The organism is Pseudomonas sp. Tof1, from assembly GCF_055390395.1.
This window is the reverse complement of the sequence record NZ_AP024344.1, coordinates 5,040,882-5,057,532: the sequence shown is the minus strand read 5'-3', so window position 1 is coordinate 5,057,532 and position 16,651 is coordinate 5,040,882. Positions and strand designations below refer to the sequence as shown.

Below are 16,651 nucleotides of genomic sequence, written 5' to 3'. Positions count from 1 at the left end.
CCAAATTCGGATATTCGCAATGAAAACTGGTAAAGAACTGAAACCCGGTACCGTGCTGCGTATCGACAACGACCCTTGGCTGGTTCAGAAGACTGAATTCACCAAGTCGGGTCGCAACAGCGCGATCATGAAGACCAAGCTGAAGAACCTGCTGACCGGTTACAAGACCGAAACCGTTTACTTTGCAGACGACAAGCTGGACGACGTCATCCTCGATCGCAAGGAAGTGACCCTGTCCTTCATCAGCGGTGACTCCTACACCTTCATGGACACCACCGACTACACCATGTACGAGCTGAACGCCGAAGACATCGACGCCGTTCTGCCGTACATCGAGGAAGGCATGCAGGACGTCTGCGCGCTGACCATGTACGAAGAGAAAGTCGTATCGGTTGAACTGCCGACCACCATCAGCCGTCAGGTTGTCTACACCGAGAACGCTGCTCGTGGCGACACCTCGGGCAAGGTCATGAAGCCTGCCAAGCTGGCCAACGGCACCGAGATCCAGGTGGCCGACTTCATCGAGATCGACGAGTGGATCGATATCGACACCCGTGACAACTCCTTCAAGGGTCGCAGCAAGAAGTAATTGCTCGATGTCACATGAAAAACCCGGAGCTTTCCGGGTTTTTTTATGCCTGTTCGCCGGGGCTTGCTTTGGGGGCAAAAAGCTTTGCAGGCAAGCCTTGCTCCTGCAGGATCCGTGGTGTCATTGAAGTTCGACTTCGACGCAGATCCTGTAGGAGCAAGGCTTGCCTGCGAACGGGCCCTCGACATCGCCGAAGGCCCACGGTGACAGCGCTTACTTCAGGTGTTGCTTGAGTTCCCCGGAGGCCTGCAGCAGGGCCGAGCGGACTTCCGGTACCTGGCTGACCACGTTGAGCAGGCCGAAGTCGTGGATCATGCCGTTGTAGCGTACGCTGGTCACCGGCACGCCGGCTTCATCCAGCTTGCGCCCGTAGGCCTCGCCCTCGTCGCGCAGCACGTCGGCCCCGGCGGTCTGGATCAGCGCCGGCGGCAGGCCCTTGAGTTGTGCCGTGGTGGCCCGCAGCGGCGAAGCGTAGATCTCGTTGCGCTGCGCGGCATCGGTGGTGTAGTTGTCCCAGAACCACTTCATCATGTTCTTGCTGAGGAAGTGACCCTCGGCATACTGGTTGTAGGACGCCGTCTCGAAACTGGCATCGGTCACCGGCCACAGCAGCAGCTGGAACCTGATCGCCGGTGTGCCCTTGTCCTTGGCCATCAGGCTGACCACGGCCGCCATGTTGCCGCCGACGCTGTTGCCGGCCACCGCCAGGCGCTTGCCGTCGACACCGATTTCCTTGCCATGCTCGGCGACCCATTTCGTCGCGGCATAGGCCTGGTTGATCGCCGTGGGGTAGTGGGCCTCGGGGGACGGCGTGTAGTTGACGAATACCGCGGCCGCTCCGGAACCCACCACCAGGTCGCGCACCAACCGTTCATGGGTGGGGAAGTCCCCCAGCACCCAGCCGCCACCGTGGAAGTACATGAACACGGGCAAGGTGCCCTTGACTCCGGCCGGCCGGACAATGGTCAGTTGCAGCGGCTGGCCGTCGACCTGGATGGTCTTCTGGCTGATGTCGGTGCGCGGCAGGGTCAGTTTCACCCCCGACTGCGCGCCGGACAGCACGGCGCGGGCCTCGGTTGGCGTCATCTGTTCCATCGGCTTGCCGGTACCGGCATTCAGTGCATCGAGAAACGCCTGGGTGTTGTGCTCGATACCGGCGTTTTCGGCGGCGAACGCCCCCTGGACGGACAGTGCGAGCAGAGTACCGGTCAGGACCTTGCTGAAAGTGTTCATGTACGACTCCTTGGTGGGCGGTTCGGTCAGACGGTGACGTGCAGGCGGACGTCGACGTTGCCACGGGTGGCGTTGGAGTACGGGCAGACCTGGTGGGCTGCATCGACCAGGCTCTGTGCGTCAGCCTGTTCCAGGCCTGGCAGGCTGATGTGCAGGTCGATGTCCAGGCCGAAACCGCCAGGGATCTGGCCGATGCCGACATGGGCGGTGATCGAGGCGTCAGCCGGGATCTGCCGCTTGCTCTGGCTGGCGACGAACTTCAGGGCGCCGATGAAGCAGGCCGAGTAGCCGGCGGCGAACAGTTGCTCGGGGTTGGTGGCTGCACCACCGGCACCGCCGAGTTCCTTCGGCGTGGCGAGTTTCACGTCGAGGATGTTGTCGCTGGAAATCGCACGGCCATCACGGCCACCGGTGGCGGTTGCAACTGCGGTATAGAGAGCTTTCATGGTAGACCTCGTCATTTCAGATGATTGATTTGCGCTAAATGTTTGCGCGCTAACTAAGTACGGTTTAAATGTACTGCGCAAATATTTAGCGTGCAAGATAAATTTTCAAAAAAATTGCTCGCAGGCTTTGGGGCCGTCCGGGAGCAGCGGCGCTACGAGTGAAATTGTCGCGGCAGCCGAACGCGTCGGCTTGTATGCCAGTGCTGTGTTTGGGGGGGAGGCAGCGGTGACGGGCGGGCTCGCCACCGTGGGGGGAAGTGGGCCTAGAGGCTGTCCTGCAGATGGCCGCGCAGGGCGAGCAGTTCGGCCTGCAGGGCGCGCAGGCGCTCCATGGAGCCGCCGCCGGCGGCCAGGATGCATTGCGGAATGCCCCGGGCCTTGTCGCGCAGGGCGCGGCCGGCGTCGGTCAGTTCGATGATGACCACGCGTTCATCCTCCTTGCTGCGGGTCCGGCTCAACAGCCCTTCGGCCTCGAGCCGCTTGAGCAGCGGGGTCAGCGAGCCGGGATCGGTCAGCAGCCTGTTGCTGATTTCACCTACGGTCAGGCGGTCCTGTTCCCAGAGTACGATCATCGCCAGGTATTGTGGATAAGTCAGGTTCAACGCCTGGAGCAAGGGTTTGTAGACCTTGGTCATCAACAATGAGGTGGAGTGCAGGGCAAAGCACACCTGATTGTCCAGGAGCAGGTCGTCACAGTTGTCGGTAGTGCTGTTCATCACTGAAGCCTTGTGTGTCACGTCTGTTGAATCTAGCGGGCGAATCTTTAATGCGCCAGGGAATTTTCCCCGTCAGTGCCGTCCCAGTCCGCTTTGCAGGGCCAGGTCCCAGGGCGGGATCGGGCTGAAGCGGCTCTTGAGGAACTCCAGCAGCAGGCGGCTGCGGGAGTTGGCCGGCTGATCCAGGCGCAACGCATAGATGCCGGAGGTTTCCGGCTTTGGCAGGCCGTTGTCGCAAAACAGTGGCAGCAGTTCTCCACGCAACAGGTACTCGCTGCTGAGCCAGGTCGGCAGGTGGGCCACGCCCAGGCCGCTCAGGGCGCCGGACAGCAGGGCCTCGGCGTTGTTGGAGGTCATGCGGATCCGCGACGGGCGGTGCAGTTGCATCTGGCCGTCCTGCTCGAAGCGCCAGGCCATCGGCGGCGCGAGGGCATCCCAGTCGAGGCCGTCGTGCCGGCCCAGGTCGTCGGGGCGCAGGGGCGTACCGCGTGCCTTGAGATAGGCCGGGCTGGCGCAGGCGATACGCACGATGCTGGCCAGGGGAGTGGCGACCAGGCGGGTGTCGGCCATCTGGCCGGCCCGTAGCACCAGGTCGACCTTGCCCAGGTTGGAGCCCTGCATGTCGACGAAACTGTCGATCAGGTGCAGTTGCACATCGAGCCCCGGGTATTCGACCAGGAAATCGGCGATGGCCGGGGCCAGGTGACGGCGGCCGAAGGCGGCGGGAGCGTCGATGCGGATCAGGCCTTCCGGGGCGTTGCTCAGCGATACCGCTTCGGCCCGGGCCAGGCGCAGTTCGGCGACGATCCGCCGGGCCCGTTCGGCAAACGCCAGCCCGGCGGGGGTGGCCCTTACCGCATGGGTGCTGCGGATGAACAGGCGCGAGCCGACCGAGGCTTCCAGGCTGTCGATCCGCCGGGCCACCGCCGAGGGCGTCAGCGGGTGGCGCCGCGACGCGGCGGAGAAGCTGCCGGCTTCCAGGACATCGAGAAACAGGCCGAGTTGATCGGTGAGGCTGGTAGGGTTCATGAACTTTGCCTGTGCGTAATTGGCAAAGCCATTGTGCGTTGTTGTGCGTTTCCGTGCCAGAGCCGACTGCGTAGCATGCAGTCCATCGAGCGGGGAGGTGGTTGTGATTGAGTTGATCGAGTATCTGCTGCTGGGGGTGACGATGGGGGCCGTGGGCGGCCTTTTCGGGATCGGCGGCGGCCTGATCGCGATTCCGGTGCTGGGTATCCTGTTCGGCCTGGATCAGCAGATGGCACAGGGCACGGCCCTGGTCATGGTGGTGCCGAACGTGGTGCTGGCCTTGTACCGCTATCACCAGCGCAACCGTATCCAGTTGAAACACGCCCTGCCCCTGGTGGTGACGAGTTTCTGCTTCGCCTGGTTCGGTGCGCTGTGGGCGGTAGGCCTGGAACCGCGCAGCATGCGTCTGTGTTTTGTCGGCTTCCTGCTGGCGTTGGCGGTGTTCTACCTGGTGCGGTCGTTCATGGCGCCCTCCGCGGTATCGGCGCAGATGCGCCATCCCTGGCCGTGGCTGGCCGTGCTGGGCGCCGGTTCCGGGGCCATGGGCGGGCTATTCGGGGTTGGTGGCGCCGTGGTGGCGACGCCGTTCCTGACCATCGTCTTCGGTACTTCACAGGTGGTGGCCCAGGGCCTGTCGCTGGCCCTGGCGCTGCCCAGCACCGGCGTGACCCTGATGACCTACGCCGTGCACAACGAAGTGGACTGGCGCATGGGCATCCCGATGGCCGTTGGCGGCCTGCTGAGTATCAGCTGGGGCGTGAAAATGGCCTATGCCCTGCCAGAGAGGGTGTTGCGCGCGTTGTTCTGTCTCTACCTGGTGATTGGCGCGCTGCTGCTCGGCTTCAAGGCTTGAAGCCTTCGATGATGTGCTCGGCCAGGCATTCGGTGATCGGCGAGGGCTTGTTCGGGTGGCGCACCAGCATGATGTTGAGCAGGGGCAACTGCGGCAGGCCCTCGGCCTCGCCGAGAATGCGCCAGTCCTGGGGGACCAGGCTTTCCAGCTGGGCGGTCATCGCCAGCCCGACATTCACCACCGCCATGATCGTCGACAGGCTCGGGCAGTTGTAGGCCAGACGGTAGTCGCGGCCACGGGCATCGAGGGCATTGCAGGCCCATTGCGTGCAGAAGCAGGTCATGCCGTCCATCGCCAGCGGCAGCGGATTCTGCTCATGGATCGCCGCGTTCTGCGCCTCGGCCCAGACCAGGCGTTCCTGGCGCAGCAACTGGCCGACTTCGTCGCCGGGCTTGCGGGTGACGATGGTCAGGTCCAGGTCCTGGCGCAGCAGCAACTGCGTGGAGGATTCGCAGTTCACTTCGATCTGCACCAGCGGGTAGGACTGGGCGAAGCGCGACAGGATGCCCGGCAGGAAACGCATGACATAGTCATCGGGCACGCCGATCCGCACCAGCCCGACCATGTGCGGTTCGCGCAGGGTATTGAACACCTCGCTCTGCAGTTTCAGGATCCGCCGGGCGTAGCCGAGCAGGACCTGGCCTTCGGCGGTCAGGCGCATCTGCCGGCCGTCGCGTTCGAACAGCTGACGCTGCAGCACATCTTCCTCCAGCCGTTTCATCTGCATGCTCACGGCCGATTGCGTGCGATTGACCATCTCCCCGGCCTTGGTGAAACCGCCGTGTTCGGCAATCGCGACGAAGGTGCGCAGGACGTCGGTATCGATACTGGGATAGCTGGACAACTCATCAATCTCCGAGATGTGTTGCATAAGAAACATTCGTTGGATTGATCTTAGCCCCAGGCACAGACTTCAGTCATCCCCTACTGGAGGGCAGGATGATGAAAGGTCAGAAAGGTTATCTGCTGGTTGGCGCAAGTGCGCGTACGGGGCTGTCGCTGTCGGGTATGTGGCAGCGGTTGGCGCGCTGGTACGAGTTGTCCCGCGAGCGCCAGATGCTGGCGTCATTGAGCGACGATGCACTCAAGGATATCGGGCTCAGTCGTGCCGATATCGATGGGGAAACCCATCAGCACTTCTGGAACGATCCGTTGGGCAAGGGCCGCTGATGGCGAGCGGGCCGGTGCTACCCAAACAGGGGGCGACTGGAGTAGTTTGCGGGTTCACAAGGAGGCGTACATGCCCGCAGACCTGTCGTTTTCGTTGAAGCAAGCCCGTCGCCTGGCGCTGGCGGCCCAGGGATTCCAGAGCCGCCAGCGCCAGGTGACGATCCAGCCGCGGCAGGTCAATCGCCTGATCGAGCGCCTGGGTGTGGTGCAGATCGATTCGGTCAATGCACTGGTGCGTTCCCATTACCTGCCGCTGTTTTCCCGCCTGGGCAACTACCCCGCCGATCTGCTCGACCAGGCCGCCTGGAGCCGGGGGCGACGACGTACGTTGTTCGAGTACTGGGGGCATGAGGCTTCGTTGCTGCCGATGGCGTTGTATCCGTTGATGCGCTGGCGCATGGTGCGGGCTTCCCGGGGCGAGGGCATCTATAGACAGATGGCGCAGTTCGGTCGCGAACAGCAGGCCACCATTCGCCGGGTGCTGGCGCAGGTCGAGGCGCGTGGGGCGCTGGGGGCTGGCAGCCTGTCGAACCGTGAGGAAAAGGCCGGGCCCTGGTGGGACTGGAGCGCCGAGAAACACGCGCTGGAATGGCTGTTTGCCGCCGGTGAGGTCACCGTGGCCGGGCGCCGCGGTTTCGAACGGCTCTACGACCTGCCGGAGCGGGTGATCCCCAGGGCGGTGCTCGGGCAGGCACCGGTCGATGAGGCCGAGGCCCAGCGCGGGCTGCTGCGTCAGGCGGCATTGGCCCTCGGGGTGGCGACCGAAAAGGATTTGCGCGACTACTACCGGCTTGACCCGGCCGACAGCCGGGCGCGTCTGGCGGAACTGGTGGAGGCGGGCGAAGTGCAACTCTGCCAGGTACAGGGCTGGCGTCAGCCGGCGTACTGTCCGGCAGCGGTCAAGGTGCCGCGCAAGGTCGAGGCCAGCGCCTTGCTGTCGCCGTTCGACTCATTGATCTGGGAGCGCAGCCGAACCGAGCGATTGTTCGATTTCCGCTATCGGCTGGAGATCTACACGCCGCAGCACAAGCGGGTCTATGGCTATTATGTGTTGCCGTTCCTGCATGGCGAGCGGATTGCCGCGCGGGTCGATCTGCGCGCCGAACGGGCGCAGGGCCGGTTGGCCGTGCATGCGGTGCATGAAGAGGAACACGGATTGGACGACGCGGGTATGGTGGCGCTGGCGGCCAACCTGCGGCAGTTGGCGGACTGGTTGGGCTTGGCGGATATCCAGCTCAATTGTCCGCGCGAGAGTGCACGGCGGTTGAGTGGGCTGCTCTGAAAGATGTGCAGTCAGGTAGATCGCATTCGCCGCGAATGCGATCTACCTGACTGCAAGACAACTCATTGGCTCAACGCCGCACCTGCTTGAGCGTCTCGGCAATCAGGAACGCCAGTTCCAGCGACTGGTCGGCATTCATCCGCGGGTCGCAGTGGGTGTGGTACCGATCCGACAATCCATCCTCGGTAATCGGTCGTGCACCACCGATGCACTCGGTGACATTCTGCCCGGTCATCTCGATGTGGATGCCGCCGGCATAGCTGCCTTCGGCCTGGTGTACCTGGAAGAACTGCTTCACTTCGCTGAGGATCTGCGCGAAGTCGCGGGTCTTGTAGCCGCTGCTGGCCTTGATGGTGTTGCCGTGCATCGGGTCGGAACTCCACAGCACGCGCTTGCCTTCGCTTTCCACCGCACGAATCAACGGTGGCAGGTGCTCGCCCACCTTGTTCGCACCCATGCGCACGATCAGGTTCAGGCGCCCGGGGTCGTTGTCCGGGTTGAGGATGTCGATCAGGCGGATCAGTTCGTCGGTGTTCATGCTCGGACCGACCTTGACCCCGATCGGGTTGTTCACCCCGCGCAGGAATTCGACGTGGGCACCGTCGAGCTGGCGGGTGCGGTCGCCGATCCAGAGCATGTGCGCCGAGCAGTCGTAGTAGTCGTTGGTCAGGCTGTCACGGCGGACGAAGGCCTCCTCGTAGTTCAGCAGCAGTGCTTCGTGGGCGGTGAAGAAGCTGGTTTCGCGCAGTTGCGGTGCAGTGTCCAGGCCGCAGGCGCGCATGAAGGCCAGGGTTTCATCGATACGGTCGGCCAACTGGCTGTACTTCTCGGCCAGGGCCGAGTTGGCGATGAAGTCCAGGTTCCACTTGTGCACCTGGTGCAGGTCGGCAAAGCCGCCCTGGGCGAAGGCCCGCAGCAGGTTCAGGGTGGCCGTCGACTGGTGGTAGGACTGCAGCAGGCGTTCGGGGTCCGGCGCACGGCTCTGGGCGTCGAAGCCGATGCCATTGACGATATCGCCACGGTAGGCCGGCAGGGTCACGCCATCGAGGGTTTCGTCATTGGCCGAGCGCGGCTTGGCGAACTGGCCGGCCATGCGCCCGACCTTGACCACCGGGCAGCCGGCGGCGAAGGTCATGACCACCGCCATCTGCAACAGCACCTTGAACGTGTCGCGAATCTTCGCCGCGGAGAACTCCGCGAAGCTCTCCGCACAGTCGCCGCCCTGGAGCAGGAAGGCACGGCCTTCGGTGACCTCGGCGAACTGGCGACGCAGTTCGCGGGCTTCGCCGGCAAACACCAGCGGTGGGTAACTGGCCAGGGTCTGTTCGACGCGCAGCAGATGAGCGGCGTCCGGGTATTGCGGTTGTTGCTGGATCGGCAGGGGGCGCCAGCTGTCAGGGCTCCAGGGTTGGCTCATCATGCACTCTAGTCGTTGACGGTAAGGCACCCATGGTAGCAGCAAATTAGTACGTGACCTGCTGCCGTGGCATGGCTGACAATCGCGCTTTGCCGCTCGTGGCCGAGCGGCTGATTCATCGCGCCGGCAGTGGCCGGTTGCGCCAAGGAGTTGAAATGAGTGAGGAGCGCGTCGAGCGTCTGCTGGCTGAAGTGCACGACGCCTTCGGCATGATTCGCGTGCTGGAAGTGGAGGACTACCGCTTTCTCGAATTTGGCGATGCGATCGAGCAGAGCTGCGTGTTTACCGCCGATCCCAGCTGGCTGGAGTATGACTATACCCGGGCGATGCTGATCGGTGCCCTGTGCCATGAGCAGCCGGAAAGTGCGCTGTTCCTCGGGCTGGGCGCCGGGACGCTGACCCAGGCCTGCCTGAAGTTCCTGCCGCTGGAGGATGTCGAGGCTATCGAGCTGCGCCCCGACGTGCCGCGACTGGCCATCGAGTACCTGGGGCTGGATGACGATCCGCGCCTCTACATTCGGGTCGGCGATGCCCTGGAACTGCTGGACACGGCGGAGCCGGCGGACCTGATCTTCGTCGACCTGTATACCGATGTCGGCCCGGGGGCGGGGCACCTGGCCTGGGTCTTCCTGGAAAACTGCCAGAAGAAGCTCAACCCCGGTGGCTGGCTGGTGATCAACCAGTGGGCCACCGATGATGGCAAACCGCTCGGCGCGGCCCTGTTGCGCGGCCTTTATCACCGGCATTACTGGGAACTGCCGGTGAAGGAGGGCAATGTCATCCTGATCATCCCGGCGGACCTGGACCAGGCGTTGGACATGGACGCGCTGATTGCCCGTGCTGACGGCCTGGCACCGCGCCTCGGCTATTCGTTGCGGCCGTTGATCAAGGACATCCGTCCGGCGAGTTGAACCCTGTCGCCATGGAACCGACGAGTGAATCGTTTAAGCCGCCAGGCACGCGGACAGTCGGCAGCCCGTTGGTCGGTTATCCGCAAAGCCCGGTGCAGAGGGCCGTCAACTGGTGTTTTCCGATAAAAAAAACTCCCTTTTTTTGTCAGTTCCGGTATAGTGCGCGCCGGCCTTTAGCCGGGCCGCGTTTAGGAATGCAATTGCCCGAAGACAACTTCGGGTGCTGTTCGCCCCAGCGGACGATCCTCGACGATCCTTTCATTCAATCGTTTTCGCAAATCCCCGCCGACAAAGCTGCCAGGGTGACTCTCAGAGTCTTACACGGCATGTGCAGCTTTGGAGCATGGGTCTTTGCGGATGCACTTAGAGGCAGACCCATGACCCAGGAAATCGGCGGCTTCGCCGCTCTTGAACTTCATCCCAGTATTGTCGCTGCAGTAGTCGCCACCGGCTACGAAGAGCCTTCGGCCATTCAGCAGCAGTCGATCCCGATCATCCTTGCCGGTCATGACATGATTGGTCAGGCACAAACCGGTACCGGTAAGACGGCCGCTTTCGCCCTGCCCATCCTGCACCGCATCGATCCGTCCAAGCGCGAGCCGCAAGCTCTGATCCTGGCCCCAACCCGTGAGTTGGCGCTGCAAGTTGCAACCGCTTTCGAAACCTACGCCAAGCAGATGCCTGGCGTGACTGTCGTGGCCGTCTATGGCGGTGCGCCGATGGGCCCGCAGTTGAAAGCAATCCGTAATGGCGCACAGATCGTTGTCGCCACCCCAGGCCGTCTGTGCGACCACCTGCGTCGCGACGAAAAAGTCCTGGCAACCGTGAACCACCTGGTTCTCGACGAAGCGGACGAGATGCTCAAGCTCGGCTTCATGGATGACCTGGAAGTCATCTTCAAGGCCATGCCTGAAAGCCGTCAGACCGTTCTGTTCTCGGCCACCCTGCCGCAGTCGATCCGCGCGATCGCCGAGCGTCACCTCAAGGACCCGAAACACGTCAAGATCCAGAGCAAGACCCAGACCGTCACCGCGATCGAGCAGGCTCACCTGCTGGTTCACGCCGACCAGAAGACCTCGGCCGTGCTGAGCCTGCTGGAAGTCGAGGACTTCGACGCGCTGATCATGTTCGTGCGTACCAAGCAGGCCACCCTGGACCTGGCCAGCGCCCTGGAAGCCAAGGGCTACAAGGCTGCTGCCCTGAACGGCGACATTGCCCAGAACCAGCGTGAGCGCGTGATCGACTCGCTCAAGGACGGTCGCCTGGACATCGTCGTCGCCACCGACGTGGCCGCCCGTGGCCTGGACGTACCGCGCATCACCCACGTGTTCAACGTCGACATGCCGTACGATCCGGAGTCCTACGTGCACCGTATCGGCCGTACCGGCCGTGCCGGTCGCGAAGGTCGTGCGCTGCTGCTGGTGACGCCACGTGAGCGCCGCATGCTGCAGGTGATCGAGCGTGTGACCGGGCAGAAAGTGGCTGAAGTGCGTCTGCCGGACGCCCAGGCGATTCTCGACTCGCGCATCAAGAAACTGACCAACAGCCTGGCTCCGCTGGTGACCGAGGCCGAAGCGACTCACGGCGATCTGCTCGACCGCCTGACCGCCGACATCGGTTGCAGCCCGCGCGCCCTGGCCGCGGCCCTGCTGCGCAAGGCCACCAATGGTCAGGCGCTGAACCTGGCGGCGATCGAGAAAGAGCGTCCGCTGGTGCCGAACAGCACCCCGCGTGGCGAGCGTCCGGAGCGTTCCGGCGATCGTCCCGAGCGCGAACGTCGTGCGCCGATGCCACTGGCCGAAGGCCGTGCCCGTTGCCGTACCGCGCTGGGCGCGCGTGACGGTATCGCGGCGAAGAACCTGCTGGGTGCCATCCTCAATGAAGGTGGCCTGGCACGTGAAGCCATCGGTCGCATCCAGGTGCGTGACAGTTTCAGCCTGGTGGAACTGCCTGAAGAAGGCCTGGACCGCCTGCTGACCAAGCTGAAGGACACTCGGGTTGCCGGCAAGCAGCTGAAACTGCGTCGCTACCGCGAGGATTGATCGGCCTTGGGTTGATTGATCGATAAAAAAATCCCCGACCGGTTCGGGGATTTTTTTTGCCTGGTGCCAGGCGGTGCGCCTGGCTCGAGGCCTGCGGGAGCGGGGCTTGCCCGTGAACAGGATTTCAAGACTTGCTCATGGCCATGAAACCGCCCCCATGCGCGGGCAGCGTCATGATACCTGCTCAGTCGAAGCGGTAGATGTCCATGCCCAGCGCGCCCAGGGTGAAGCCCTGGTGAACGATCCCCATCCGCTCGCCGGCGCCGCGGGCGAAGTACAGCGGCAGCAGATGTTCGTCGCTGGGGTGGTTGCGCACGGCATGGGGGGCCTGGCGGCGATAGTCGTTCAGGGCGGCGTCGTCATCGGCGGCGAGCTTTTCCACCATCCAGTCGCGGAAGGCCTTGGCCCAGGGTTCGATGACCTCCGGGCCGGCGCGCCAGTTCAGCTCGCCGAGGTTATGGGTGATGCTGCCGGAGCCCACCAGCAGAATGCCCTGCTCGCGCAGGCCGCGCAGGGCCTGCCCGATGCGGGTCTGCAAGGCCGGGCCCATGTGGCTGGGCAGCGAGACCTGGACGATGGGGATATCGGCTTCGGGATACATCAGTTTCATCGGCACCCACACGCCATGGTCGAAGGGGCGGGTGGCGTCCAGCCGCGCCGGCAGGCCCGCCTGCGTCAGCAGCCCGGCCACCTCGGCAGCCAGCTCCGGCTGGCCCGGCGCCGGGTACTGCACGGCGAACAGTTCGCGGGGGAATCCGCCGAAGTCATGCCAGGTTTCCGGGTGCGGGCTGCTGCCGACCAGCAGTCCCTGGCTTTCCCAGTGCGCCGAGACGATCACGATGGCCCTGGGTCGTGGCAGTTCGGCGGCCAGCCTGGCCAGGGCCGGGCCGCTGGCGCCGGGTTCGAGGGCCAGCATGGGCGAGCCGTGGGAGATGAACAGGCTGGGGAACATGGGCAAGGTCCTGAGCGTTAAGATGGCACCATCTTCATTCAAAACATTGATCTAAATCTAATATAAGTTTTAGTGGATTCTGATCGAATTATTGGGGTTAAACATGCAGCCTGAGTTTTGGCACAAACGCTGGGAGCTCGGCCAGATCGGCTTTCATCTGGATCAGGTCAATCCCTATCTGCAGCGCTACTGGCCGGACCTGCCGTTGGAGCCGGGTGGGCGGGTGCTGGTGCCATTGTGTGGCAAGAGTCTCGATCTGGCCTGGCTGGCGGCGCAGGGATTGCGGGTGCTGGGCGTCGAGCTGTCGAGGAAGGCGGTCGAGGACTTTTTCCTGGAGCGTCAGTTGCAGCCGCGGGTGCGCGAGCAGGGCGGCTTCCGGATCTACGAGGCCGGGTCGCTGCAGCTCTGGTGCGGGGATTTCTTCGCTCTGAGCGCCGAGGACGTCGCCGACTGTGCGGCGCTCTATGACCGGGCTGCGATGATCGCCTTGCCAGCCGAGATGCGCCAACGTTATGCGAGCCACCTGACGCGGATTCTGCCCGGCGGCTGCCAGGGCCTGCTGATTACGCTGGACTACGACCAGTCGCTGCTGAACGGGCCGCCCTTCGCCGTCCTCGACGGTGAGGTGCGCAGTCTGCTGGAGCCGGCGTGGGAGGTTCAGGTGGAAGAGCAGAAGGATGTGCTCGGTGAGAGCTGGAAGTTCCTCAAGGCGGGGGTGACTCGCCTTGAGGAACGGGTGTATCGGTTGGAGAGGAACCGGATCGGCTGAGGGTACTGTGCCCTGTGGGAGCCAGCAGGCAGGCTCCCGCAAGTGGCGGTCAGCCGCGGCGACGCAGGGCGTCGATACGCTCTTCCAGCGGCGGGTGGCTCATGAACATCTTGGCCAGGCCCTGCTTCAGGCCGCCGTTGATACCGAAGGCGTTCAGCGTGTCGGGCATGTGCACCGGCAGGCCCTGTTCGGCGCGCAGGCGCTGCAGGGCGCCAATCATTGCGGCGGTACCGGCCAGGCTGGCACCGGCTTCGTCGGCACGGAATTCGCGCTTGCGCGAGAACCACATGACGATGGCGCTGGCGAGGAAGCCCAGGACCAGTTCGGCGAAGATGGTCGCCACGTAGTAGGCGATACCCTGGCCTTCTTCGTTCTTGAAGATGACCTTGTCGACGAAGTTGCCGATGATCCGCGCGAAGAACATGACGAAGGTGTTCACCACGCCCTGGACCAGTGCCAGGGTGACCATGTCGCCGTTGGCCACGTGACCGATCTCGTGGGCCAGCACGGCCTTCACTTCATCGGGCGAGAAGCGCTCCAGCAGACCCTGGCTGACCGCGACCAGCGCGTCGTTCTTGTTCCAGCCGGTGGCGAAGGCGTTCGCCTCGTAGGCCGGGAAGATGCCGACCTCCGGCATCTTGATCCCGGCTTCACGGGACAGTTGCTCGACGGTTTGCAGCAGCCATTGCTCGTGGCGGGTGCGTGGCTGGGTAATGATCTGGGTACTGGTGCTCATCTTCGCCATCCATTTGGATATGAACAGCGAGAACAGCGAACCGGCAAAACCAAAGACCGCACAGAAGATCAGCAGCTGATTGAGGTTGAGATCAACCCCATTGGCCGCCATGAACCCGTTGAAGCCGAAAAGGCTCAGGGTGATGCTGGCAATCAGCACGACCGCCAGGTTGGTAGCCAAGAACAGCAGGATGCGCATCATGGTTGAAAGTATCTCCTCATCTAAAGATGTCGCTTTATGCGGGGTATATAAGGTGCCGCTACCGCCTATTCAACCGGGTGACTATTTCAAACTGTGTCCTACAGCTCAATTGTAGAATCCTGCCGGCCATTTCCGAATCACAAAGGTCGGCGTTTTTCTTCCCGCAGCCGGTCGTAGCCCGCGGAAACTGCGTTGCAGAGCCTTTGACAGCATTGCACGGAACAGTTCGGCGAACGACGTATGTGCATACAAAAAACAGCTGATGAGAGAGGGGCCGCACGGCGACGCCACTCGGGAGTCGCCGTGGGTTGTAGGATATTACTGGCGGTAGGATTTCAGGAAGTGGCCGATGCGGCCAATGGCCTGCTCCAGGTCGTCGACCCGTGGCAGGGTGACCACCCGGAAGTGATCCGGCCATGGCCAGTTGAAGGCCGTACCCTGCACCACCAGCAGTTTTTCCGAGAGCAGCAGGTCGAGGACGAACTTCTCGTCGTTGTGGATCGGGCAGACCTTGGGGTCGATCCGCGGGAAGGCATACAGTGCGCCCATGGGCTTGACGCAACTGACGCCGGGGATGTCGTTGAGCAGTTCCCAGGTGCGGTTGCGCTGCTCCAGCAGGCGGCCGGGTGGCAGCACCAGGTCGTTGATGCTCTGGTAGCCGCCGAGAGCGGTCTGGATCGCATGCTGGCTCGGCACGTTGGCGCACAGGCGCATGTTGGCCAGAATGTCGAGGCCTTCGATATAGCTCTGGGCATTGTGCTTGGGACCGGAGATGGCGATCCAGCCGGAGCGGAAGCCGGCGACCCGGTAGGACTTGGACAGGCCGTTGAAGGTCAGGCACAGCAGGTCCGGTGCCAGCGAGGCGGTGCAGACGTGCACGGCGTCGTCGTAGAGGATCTTGTCGTAGATCTCGTCGGAAAACACCACGAGGTTGTGCTGGCGGGCCAGTTCGAGCATGCCCAGCAGGACTTCCTTCGAATACACCGCGCCGGTCGGGTTGTTCGGGTTGATGATCACCATGGCCCTGGTGTTGGGGGTGATCTTGGCCTTGATGTCGGCCAGGTCAGGCCACCAGTTGGCCTGCTCGTCGCACAGGTAATGCACCGCCTTGCCGCCGGACAGGCTGACCGCGGCGGTCCACAGTGGATAGTCCGGTGCCGGGACCAGCACTTCGTCGCCGTTGTTGAGCAGGGCCTGCATCGACATCACAATCAGCTCGGAAACGCCGTTGCCCAGGTAGATGTCCTCGATACCGACACCTTCGACCTGCTTCTGCTGGTAGTACTGCATCACCGCCTTGCGCGCGCTGAAAAGACCCTTGGAATCGCTGTAGCCCTGGGCGGTCGGCAGGTTGCGGATCACATCCTGGAGGATTTCGTCCGGCGCTTCGAAACCAAAGGGCGCCGGGTTGCCGATGTTCAGCTTGAGGATGCGATGGCCTTCCTCTTCCAGGCGTTTGGCGTGCTTGAGCACCGGGCCGCGAATGTCATAGCAGACGTTGGCGAGCTTGTTCGATTTGCTGACCTGCATGGTGATGTGATCCCGATAATGGACGATCCAGGCGACCCGCTGGGGTCGCTGTGGCAATACTGCGTTTGCGGCGCGTCCCGTGGCCCCTTGCCGCCGCTGCGGAAAATCCGATTTGAATGCGGTTCAAGCGGGTGCCAGACTGGCGTTCAACGAGGCGCAATCATACGTGCCACCCGATCCGTGGAAAAGGTACAGATCGGGGTTTTATCTGCCGCCGAGGTGCAATGATGGAAAAGCTGGAGAAAACCCTGGACGAATGGCGCGCCATGCTCGATCCGGAGCAGTACAACGTCTGTCGCCTGAAAGGCACGGAGCGGCCGTTTTCGGGGAAATACAATGGCACCAAGACCGATGGTGTCTATCATTGCATCTGCTGCAATGAGCCGCTGTTCGATTCGAAGGCCAAGTTCGATTCCGGTTGTGGCTGGCCGAGCTTCTACGAGCCGATCGCCGACAGTGCGATGATCGAGATCCGTGACACCAGTCACGGCATGATCCGTACCGAAGTGGTCTGTGCGCGCTGCGATGCGCATCTGGGGCATGTGTTCCCCGATGGCCCGCCGCCGACCGGCCTGCGTTACTGCATCAACTCGGTGTGCCTGGACCTGGTGCCACGGGTTCAGGGCTGAAGGTGAGGACGGTCCCGGGCCTGGTGGGGGAGTTGCCGCAGGCCTGGTGCTATCCGGCAAGAGTATGACCCCATATAAACTTGAGCAATTGAATTGTGTGCAATTAAATTGCTCGCTATCTTGATCGGCATTCAATGGAGGAACCG

General features: G+C 63.0%; 16 protein-coding genes and 1 pseudogene. 8 read left to right on the top strand and 9 right to left on the bottom strand.

The genetic code is table 11. The annotated features are described in order from the left end of the window. The first annotated feature begins 19 nt into the window (after nucleotides 1–19). Nucleotides 20–589, top strand: coding sequence for an elongation factor P (gene efp, locus ACZ5KU_RS22525; protein ID WP_017905681.1), 570 nt, complete (start codon nucleotides 20–22; stop codon nucleotides 587–589). Between the two features lie 213 nt (nucleotides 590–802). On the opposite strand, the gene ACZ5KU_RS22520 is transcribed toward efp, so the two are convergent. From ACZ5KU_RS22520 to ACZ5KU_RS22505, 4 genes are all read right to left on the bottom strand, one after another. Further along, nucleotides 803–1,822 carry an alpha/beta hydrolase gene (locus tag ACZ5KU_RS22520; protein WP_273826226.1) on the bottom strand — a complete coding sequence of 340 codons (1,020 nt, stop codon included), beginning with the start codon at nucleotides 1,820–1,822 and terminating at the stop codon, nucleotides 803–805. Between the two features lie 26 nt (nucleotides 1,823–1,848). Beyond that, nucleotides 1,849–2,268: an organic hydroperoxide resistance protein gene (locus ACZ5KU_RS22515; protein WP_054059751.1), complete on the bottom strand. Its 420-nt coding sequence runs from the start codon at nucleotides 2,266–2,268 to the stop codon at nucleotides 1,849–1,851. A 263-nt stretch (nucleotides 2,269–2,531) separates the two neighbouring features. Beyond that, the gene (locus ACZ5KU_RS22510) at nucleotides 2,532–2,984 is read right to left on the bottom strand and encodes a MarR family winged helix-turn-helix transcriptional regulator (protein WP_054059750.1); all 453 of its coding nucleotides are present in this window, start codon (nucleotides 2,982–2,984) and stop codon (nucleotides 2,532–2,534) included. A 72-nt stretch (nucleotides 2,985–3,056) separates the two neighbouring features. After that, nucleotides 3,057–4,013: a LysR family transcriptional regulator gene (locus ACZ5KU_RS22505; protein WP_054062945.1), complete on the bottom strand. Its 957-nt coding sequence runs from the start codon at nucleotides 4,011–4,013 to the stop codon at nucleotides 3,057–3,059. A gap of 103 nt (nucleotides 4,014–4,116) precedes the next feature. Between ACZ5KU_RS22505 and ACZ5KU_RS22500 the strand changes: the two genes are divergently transcribed. After that, a complete protein-coding gene (locus ACZ5KU_RS22500; protein WP_464736295.1) occupies nucleotides 4,117–4,866 on the top strand; it encodes a sulfite exporter TauE/SafE family protein in 750 nt (249 codons plus the stop codon). On the opposite strand, the gene ACZ5KU_RS22495 is transcribed toward ACZ5KU_RS22500, so the two are convergent. After that, nucleotides 4,856–5,710, bottom strand: a complete 855-nt coding sequence (locus ACZ5KU_RS22495) for a LysR family transcriptional regulator (protein WP_192842793.1) — start codon at nucleotides 5,708–5,710, stop codon at nucleotides 4,856–4,858. The two genes, ACZ5KU_RS22500 and ACZ5KU_RS22495, sit on opposite strands and share 11 nt — an antisense overlap. 95 nt (nucleotides 5,711–5,805) lie before the next feature. Here ACZ5KU_RS22495 and ACZ5KU_RS22490 point away from each other — a divergent pair, with 95 nt between their 5' ends. Both ACZ5KU_RS22490 and ACZ5KU_RS22485 read left to right on the top strand, forming a co-directional pair. Then, nucleotides 5,806–6,036 (top strand): DUF1127 domain-containing protein, encoded by a 231-nt coding sequence (locus ACZ5KU_RS22490; protein WP_081009841.1) that lies wholly within the window; start codon nucleotides 5,806–5,808, stop codon nucleotides 6,034–6,036. Nucleotides 6,037–6,106: 70 nt separating this feature from the next. Further along, nucleotides 6,107–7,318: a winged helix-turn-helix domain-containing protein gene (locus tag ACZ5KU_RS22485; protein WP_054062905.1), complete on the top strand. Its 1,212-nt coding sequence runs from the start codon at nucleotides 6,107–6,109 to the stop codon at nucleotides 7,316–7,318. A 70-nt stretch (nucleotides 7,319–7,388) separates the two neighbouring features. Here ACZ5KU_RS22485 and ACZ5KU_RS22480 read toward each other — a convergent pair whose 3' ends face one another. Continuing rightward, the gene (locus ACZ5KU_RS22480) at nucleotides 7,389–8,735 is read right to left on the bottom strand and encodes a class II 3-deoxy-7-phosphoheptulonate synthase (protein WP_464736294.1); all 1,347 of its coding nucleotides are present in this window, start codon (nucleotides 8,733–8,735) and stop codon (nucleotides 7,389–7,391) included. 155 nt (nucleotides 8,736–8,890) lie between these two features. On the opposite strand from ACZ5KU_RS22480, the gene ACZ5KU_RS22475 reads away from it, so the two are divergent. Both ACZ5KU_RS22475 and ACZ5KU_RS22470 read left to right on the top strand, forming a co-directional pair. After that, on the top strand, nucleotides 8,891–9,646 hold the full coding sequence (locus ACZ5KU_RS22475; protein WP_054060769.1) for a spermidine synthase: 756 nt from the start codon (nucleotides 8,891–8,893) through the stop codon (nucleotides 9,644–9,646). A 343-nt stretch (nucleotides 9,647–9,989) separates the two neighbouring features. Next, nucleotides 9,990–11,688 (top strand): annotated as a pseudogene (locus tag ACZ5KU_RS22470) (DEAD/DEAH box helicase). A gap of 184 nt (nucleotides 11,689–11,872) precedes the next feature. Here ACZ5KU_RS22470 and ACZ5KU_RS22465 read toward each other — a convergent pair. After that, nucleotides 11,873–12,640: a DODA-type extradiol aromatic ring-opening family dioxygenase gene (locus ACZ5KU_RS22465; RefSeq protein WP_054062903.1), complete on the bottom strand. Its 768-nt coding sequence runs from the start codon at nucleotides 12,638–12,640 to the stop codon at nucleotides 11,873–11,875. A 103-nt stretch (nucleotides 12,641–12,743) separates the two neighbouring features. On the opposite strand from ACZ5KU_RS22465, the gene ACZ5KU_RS22460 reads away from it, so the two are divergent. After that, a complete protein-coding gene (locus ACZ5KU_RS22460) occupies nucleotides 12,744–13,409 on the top strand; it encodes a thiopurine S-methyltransferase (protein ID WP_054058829.1) in 666 nt (221 codons plus the stop codon). A gap of 49 nt (nucleotides 13,410–13,458) precedes the next feature. On the opposite strand, the gene htpX is transcribed toward ACZ5KU_RS22460, so the two are convergent. Next, nucleotides 13,459–14,346 (bottom strand): protease HtpX, encoded by an 888-nt coding sequence (gene htpX, locus ACZ5KU_RS22455; protein WP_054058828.1) that lies wholly within the window; start codon nucleotides 14,344–14,346, stop codon nucleotides 13,459–13,461. A gap of 318 nt (nucleotides 14,347–14,664) precedes the next feature. Beyond that, nucleotides 14,665–15,876 carry a pyridoxal phosphate-dependent aminotransferase gene (locus ACZ5KU_RS22450; RefSeq protein ID WP_017905666.1) on the bottom strand — a complete coding sequence of 404 codons (1,212 nt, stop codon included), beginning with the start codon at nucleotides 15,874–15,876 and terminating at the stop codon, nucleotides 14,665–14,667. A gap of 227 nt (nucleotides 15,877–16,103) precedes the next feature. On the opposite strand from ACZ5KU_RS22450, the gene msrB reads away from it, so the two are divergent. Then, on the top strand, nucleotides 16,104–16,505 hold the full coding sequence (gene msrB / locus ACZ5KU_RS22445; protein ID WP_054058831.1) for a peptide-methionine (R)-S-oxide reductase MsrB: 402 nt from the start codon (nucleotides 16,104–16,106) through the stop codon (nucleotides 16,503–16,505). Nucleotides 16,506–16,651 lie beyond the last annotated feature (146 nt).